Genomic DNA, 6,213 nt, shown 5'->3' with positions numbered 1-6,213 from the left:
CTGCGGATGGCGCTGCGCGACGCGGGGGTGCCGGTGTGGCTGCGTACCACCATGACCGGGCTGGTCACCGACGACGACGGCGCGGTGCTCGGCGCCACCCTGGAACGGGAGGGCGAACCGGTGCGGGTGCGCGCCCGGCGCGGGGTGCTGCTGGCCACCGGCGGGTTCGAGCACAACACCGACATGCGGGACACGTACCTGCCCGAAGGCGCCCGGGAGAACCACAGCGCGGGCGCGCGGCAGAACACCGGCGACGGCATCCGCGCGGGCGAGGCGGTGGGCGCGGAGCTGGCGTTCATGGACGACGCCTGGTGGATGCCGTCGGTGCGGCACCCCGCGGGCGCGGTGATTCCGCTGGTGTCGGAACGCTGCATCCCGCGGTCGTTGATCGTCTCCGGCGAGGGCGGGCGGTTCACGAACGAGTCCGCGCCGTACGTGAACTTCGTCCACGACCAGCTCGCCGGTGGGCACGTGCCGGCCTGGTTCGTGATGGACGCCAAGGCCCGTGCCCGGTACCCGTTCGCCCAGGTGCTGCCCGGTGCGCCGTTCCCCCGGGCGTTCTCCGAACAGGGCATCGTGCACACCGCCGACACGGTCGCCGAGCTGGCCGAGCGGATCGGGGTGGACCCGGAGGCCCTGACCGCGACGGTCGAGCGGTTCAACACCGCCGCCCGTTCGGGCACCGACCCCGACTTCGGCCGGGGCGAGAGCGCCTACGACCGCTACTACGGCGACCCCACCCTGCCGAACCCGACTCTCGACGTCGTCGACGAGGCGCCGTACTACGCGGTGCGCATCGAGGTCGGGGACCTCGGCACCAAGGGTGGCCTGGTGTGCGACGAGCACGGCCGGGTGCTGCGCCCGGACGGCTCGGCCGTGCCGGGCCTGTACGCCACCGGGAACACCTCCGCGCCGGTGATGGGCAACGAGTACGCCGGTCCGGGCGCGACCATCGGACCGTCGATGGTGTTCGGCTACCTCGCCGCGCGCCACGCCGCCGGAATCACCGGGCACACCGGTGCCGCGGTCGACACCGGCGCCGGCGACGGCCCCGCCGCCCCCGGTGCCACCGGCGACCCGCGAGGCACGTGAGCACACCCGGAAGTCGGTGATCGTGATGACCGCACCCCCGGTCCTGACCCTCCGCGTCGTCGAGGTGGTCGCCGAGACCGCCGACGCGCATTCGCTGGTGCTGGAGCCGGTCGACGACACCGGGGAGACCGGGACGCTGCACTACCGGCCGGGCCAGTTCCTCACCGTGCGCATCCCCGGTGACCGGCCCGGCGGCGCCGCGCGGTGCTACTCGCTGTGTTCCTCGCCGGTCGTGGACGACAAGCCCCGGATCACCGTCAAGCGGGTCGAGGGCGGGTACGGCTCCCACCGCCTCTGCGACCGGGCCGTGGAGGGCACCACCCTGGAGGCGTTGCGCCCGGCCGGCACGTTCACCCCGTCCGGGTTCGACGAGGACCTCCTGCTGGTCGCCGGGGGCAGCGGCAGCACACCCGTGCTGTCCATCCTCAAGTCCGTGCTGCACGCCGGGACCGGTGCGGTGACTTTGGTCTATGCCAACCGGGACGAACACTCGGTGATCTTCCGGGACGAGTTGCGGGGGCTCGTCGAGGCGTTCCCGGGCCGGTTGACCGTGCTGCACTGGCTGGAGTCGGTGCAGGGCAGGCCGACCGCGCCCGCGGTGCGCGAGGTGCTGCGCCCGTACGCCGACCGTGCGGTGTTCCTGTGCGGTCCGGAGGCGTTCATGGCCGCGGTCACCGACGCGCTCAGCGGCCCGGAGGGCCTCGGCGTCGATCGGGCGCGGATCCACGTCGAGACCTTCCACTCGCTGACGGGCGACCCGTTCGCCGCACCGGAGGTCCCCACGGACCCGGCCGAAACCGGTGCGACCGCGGACGCCGCGGACTCCGGTGACGCCGCGGCCACCGCGGAGGTCATCCTGGACGGGCAGCGGCACACCGTGCGCTGGCCCACCTCCGCGCGCCTGCTCGACGTGCTGCTGGCCGCCGGGATCGACGCGCCGTACTCGTGCCGGGAGGGCAACTGCAGCGCCTGTGCCTGCCTGCTGCGGGACGGCGAGGTGTCGATGGACCACAACGCGGTCCTCGACTCCGGCGACCTCGACGACGGGCTGATCCTGGCCTGCCAGGCCCGTCCGGAGTCCGAGCACGTCACCGTCACCTACGAGGAGTGAGGCTCTTCCCGGTCAGCGGGAGACGCACCCCGCCGCGGGCGTCGCACTGACAGCGTGGCAGCACCCCGCACCGACGCACACGCGGCACCTGACACAGAAATGGGAAGACATGGCGGACACGGTCCTGGAGGCGATCGAACAGGCGGCCGACGAGCTCGCCGAACTCGGTCCGGACAACGAGAAGCTCGGCAGGCTCACCGACGACGCCGCCGCGGCCCTGCGCCGCACCGGGGTCATCCGCCTGCTGCAACCGGCGAAGCACGGGGGCCACGAGGCCCATCCCCGCGAGTTCGCCGAGGCGGTCCTGGCCACGGCGCGACACGACGGGTCGAGCGGCTGGGTCGCCGGGATCGTCGGCGTCCACCCGTGGGAGATGGCGATGGCCGACCCCCGCGTGCAGGAGGAGGTCTGGCGGTCCGGTCCGGACACCTGGATCGCCTCCCCGTACGCGCCGATGGGTACGGCGCGGCCGGTGGGCGGCGGTTACGTCTTCGACGGGCGCTGGCAGTTCTCCTCCGGGACCGACCACTGTGACTGGATCTTCCTCGGCGGCCGGATCACCGACGCGGAGGGGACACCGCTGCAGCCGATGCGGGCGGCGCACTTCATCCTGCCCAGATCGGACTACGAGATCGTCCCCGACTCCTGGGACGTGGTCGGCCTGAAGGGCACCGGGAGCAAGGACGTCGTCGTCCGGGAGGCGTTCGTCCCGGAGTACCGGGTGATCGACTTCGGGTCGCTGGTCGACGGCACGGCGCCGAGGGAGGCCGGGCTGACCAACCCGGCCTACCACGTGCCCTTCACGTGCGCGTTCCCGCTCGGCATCACCGCCGCCGTGCTCGGCATCGCCGAGGGCGCCCTGGCACACCACATGGCCTACCAACGGCAGCGGGTGCAGATCACCGGCACGAAGGTCGTCGACGACCCGTACGTGCTGACCGCGATCAGCGAGGCGGCCGCCGAGATCTCCGCCTCCCGGGTGGCGCTGCTGGACAACGCCTCCCGGATGTACGACGCCGTCGCCGCGGGCCGCGAGGTCACCTTCGACGAACGCGCCGTCGGCCGCCGGACCCAGGTCCAGGCCGCGTGGCGGGCCGTGCGGGCCGTGGACGAGATCGTGGCCCGCTCCGGCGGCAACGCGCTGCGTGGCGACAACCCCATCCAGCGGTTCTGGCGGGACGCGCACATGGGCCTGGCACACGCGATCCACGTGCCCGGTTCGGTGTTCCACGCCTCCGCACTGACCCAGCTCGGCATCGACCCGCCACCGGGCCCGATGCGCAGCATGATCTAGGAGAGAACGACGTGCACAACGTGACGCAGATCCGGGGACTCGGCTACCTGCGGGTGGCCACGACCGACCTCGCCCGGTGGCGCGAGTTCGCCGTCGACGGACTCGGCTTCGCCGAGACGTCCGGGCCGGACCCGGACGGGCTGTACCTGCGGATGGACGAACGCTGGGCGCGGCTGATCCTGCTGCCCGGCGACACCGACCGGGTGCTGGCCGTGGGCTGGGAGGTGCGCGACCAGTTCGCCCTCGCGGCGGTGGGCCGTGCCGTGGAGGCGGCGGGCACGCCGGTGACCATGCTGTCCCGGCCGGAGGCCGTCGAACGCGGCGCGGAGCAGGTGCTGAGCTTCACCGACCCGGCGGGGGTCCCGGTCGAGGTGTTCTTCGCCCCGCGACTGGACCACAGCCCGCTGCTGACCGGGAGGGGCCAGCGCTTCGTCACCGGTGAGCAGGGGATGGGCCATGTCGTCCTGCCCACCACCACACCGGAGGAGACGGTGTCCTTCTACACCGAGGTGCTCGGCTTCCTGCCGCGCGGCGCCATGCGCATCGACGGCGGCAAGGGTGACGTCAGCCGGGTCGAACCGCCGCGGGTGCGGTTCCTCGGGATCAACCGGCGGCACCACAGCCTCGCCGTCGCCCCCGCGCCGCACGGTGAGGAACCGGGGCTGGTGCACCTGATGGTGGAGGTGGACGGTCTCGACGCCGTGGGCCGCGCGCTGGACCGGGTGCGCGAACTCGGCTTCTCCATCTCGTCGACCCTGGGCAGGCACACCAACGACAAGATGGTGTCGTTCTACGTGCGTGCCCCGGGCGGCTGGGACATCGAGTACGGCACCGACGGGATGCTCGTCGACGAGACCCACTACACCGCCGAGGAGATCACCGCGGACAGCTACTGGGGCCACGACTGGTCGGGCTCCGAACCGCTGGCCGCGTTCACCCCACGCTGAGTGCCCGCACGCCCGGTCCCCCGGAATCCACCCCCCCCGCCGAGAAGGAGCGCGTACCGATGACGACCTCACCGGCCACGGTGCCGGAATCCGCCGTGCACGACTACGACCTCACCACCGACGTGCTCGTGGTCGGTTTCGGGTGCGCGGGCGCCTCCGCCGCGATCGAGGCCGCCCGGGCCGGTGCGGAGGTGACCCTGCTGGACCGGGCGGGCGGCCCCGGGGGCGCGTCGGCGATGTCCGGCGGCGAGATCTACCTCGGTGGCGGCACACCGGTGCAGCGGGCGTGCGGGTTCGACGACTCGGCCGAGGACATGTTCGCCTACCTGTCGGCGGTGCTCGGCCCGCACGCCGACACGGAGAAGCTGCGCCTGTACTGCGACGGCTCGCGGGAGCACTTCGACTGGCTGTGCTCGCACGGTCTGACGTTCGCCCCCCGCCTTTACGACGCGCCGACGTGGATGCCGCCGACCGACGACGGGTTGATGTGGCTGGGGGAGAACGCCTGGCCCTACACCGAGCTCGCCCGGCCGGTGCCGCGCGGGCACCGGCCGGAGACCGAGGCGTTCGGTGGGTGGCTGCTGATGGAGAAACTCGCCGACGCCGCCCGCGCCGGGGGCGCGCGGGTGGAACTGGACACCCGGGCACACGCCCTGGTCGTCGACCACACCGGCCGGGTGGTGGGCCTGCGCGCCCGCCGCTACGGCGACGAGATCACCGTGCGGGCCCGCCGGGGCGTGGTTCTGACCACCGGCGGATTCGTGGACGACGAGGAGATGCTGGCCCACCACGCCCCGCACCTGACCGGGAACGGCAAGGTCAGCGCGGGCCTGGACCACGGGGACGGCATCCGGATGGCGGCCGCCCTCGGTGCGGCGACCCGGCGGATGTCGGTCACCCAGATCGCGTTGTCCGTGGTGCCCGCGATGATCGCCCGCGGGATGCTGGTGAACGCGCACGGGCAGCGCTTCCGCAACGAGGACGTCTACCCGGGGCTGATCAGTGTCGACGCCGTGCGGAACCAGCCCGCGCCGTGGTGGGTGATCCTCGACGAACAGGCCTACGACGAGATCCCCACGGGGGAGCGTTGGGGGGTTCGCCCCCAGCACGTCACCGAGACGCTGGCCGAACTGGAGGAGGCCACCGGTATGCCCCCGGGCGCCCTGGAGACCACCGTCGGCGTCTACAACGAACACGCCGAACACGGGCGGGACCCGTACTTCCACAAGAACGCGCGGTGGTTGCGCCCGCTGCGCCCGCCGTACGCGGCGATCGACACCCGGCTCGGGTTCGACAACGCGGGCAGGCACAAGCCCGGGGACAACCCCGCCATCTCCGGGTTCACCCTCGGCGGCCTGCACACCGACGTGGACGGCGTCGTGTTCGACGTGGCCGGGCGGCCGATCCGCGGCCTGTTCGCGGCCGGGCGCGCGAGCTCGGGAATCCACGGCGAGAACTACGTCAGCGGCACCTCGCTCGGTGACGGCACGTTCTTCGGCAGGCGTGCCGGGCGCGCGGCGGCCGGGAAACCCGCCGGGACGGGGGCCGGGGCATGACCGGGGACGACACGACGGACACTGAGACGACGGACACTGAGACGATGGACACGGGGGCGGGTGGCGGGACCGGTGGCGCGGCGTTCGACCCGCTCCGGTACCGGGACCGGACGGTGGTGCTCACCGGGGCGGCCTCCGGGATCGGCCGGGCCACCGCCCTGCGGCTGCTCGCCGAAGGCGCGACGGTGTTCGGCATCGACCGCGACGCCGACG

Annotated in this window: 6 protein-coding genes; all 6 read left to right on the top strand. The window is 73.1% G+C overall.

Translation table 11 applies throughout. From position 1 onward, the window contains the following. Nucleotides 1–1,092 (top strand): FAD-binding protein (locus SACHA_RS0112035; RefSeq protein ID WP_019810007.1); only part of this gene is annotated, 1,092 nt, incomplete at its 5' end. Between the two features lie 25 nt (nucleotides 1,093–1,117). Continuing rightward, nucleotides 1,118–2,203 carry a ferredoxin--NADP reductase gene (locus SACHA_RS0112030; RefSeq protein WP_051110204.1) on the top strand — a complete coding sequence of 362 codons (1,086 nt, stop codon included), beginning with the start codon at nucleotides 1,118–1,120 and terminating at the stop codon, nucleotides 2,201–2,203. Nucleotides 2,204–2,312: 109 nt separating this feature from the next. Next, nucleotides 2,313–3,497 carry an acyl-CoA dehydrogenase family protein gene (locus tag SACHA_RS0112025; protein ID WP_019810003.1) on the top strand — a complete coding sequence of 395 codons (1,185 nt, stop codon included), beginning with the start codon at nucleotides 2,313–2,315 and terminating at the stop codon, nucleotides 3,495–3,497. 11 nt (nucleotides 3,498–3,508) lie between these two features. After that, the gene (locus SACHA_RS0112020; protein WP_019810002.1) at nucleotides 3,509–4,444 is read left to right on the top strand and encodes a VOC family protein; all 936 of its coding nucleotides are present in this window, start codon (nucleotides 3,509–3,511) and stop codon (nucleotides 4,442–4,444) included. A gap of 59 nt (nucleotides 4,445–4,503) precedes the next feature. Next, entirely contained in the window at nucleotides 4,504–6,000 is a 1,497-nt protein-coding gene (locus tag SACHA_RS0112015) for an FAD-dependent oxidoreductase (RefSeq protein ID WP_019810000.1), read from the top strand. Continuing rightward, the coding region (locus SACHA_RS26445; RefSeq protein WP_039738856.1) for an SDR family NAD(P)-dependent oxidoreductase at nucleotides 5,997–6,213 on the top strand (217 nt) is incomplete at its 3' end. The genes SACHA_RS0112015 and SACHA_RS26445, both read left to right, overlap by 4 nt.

The organism is Saccharomonospora halophila 8 (genome assembly GCF_000383775.1).
GTDB classification, from domain to species: Bacteria; Actinomycetota; Actinomycetes; order Mycobacteriales; family Pseudonocardiaceae; genus Saccharomonospora; species Saccharomonospora halophila.
Note: the sequence above shows the minus strand (reverse complement) of the source record. Positions and strands in the feature narration are given on the sequence as shown.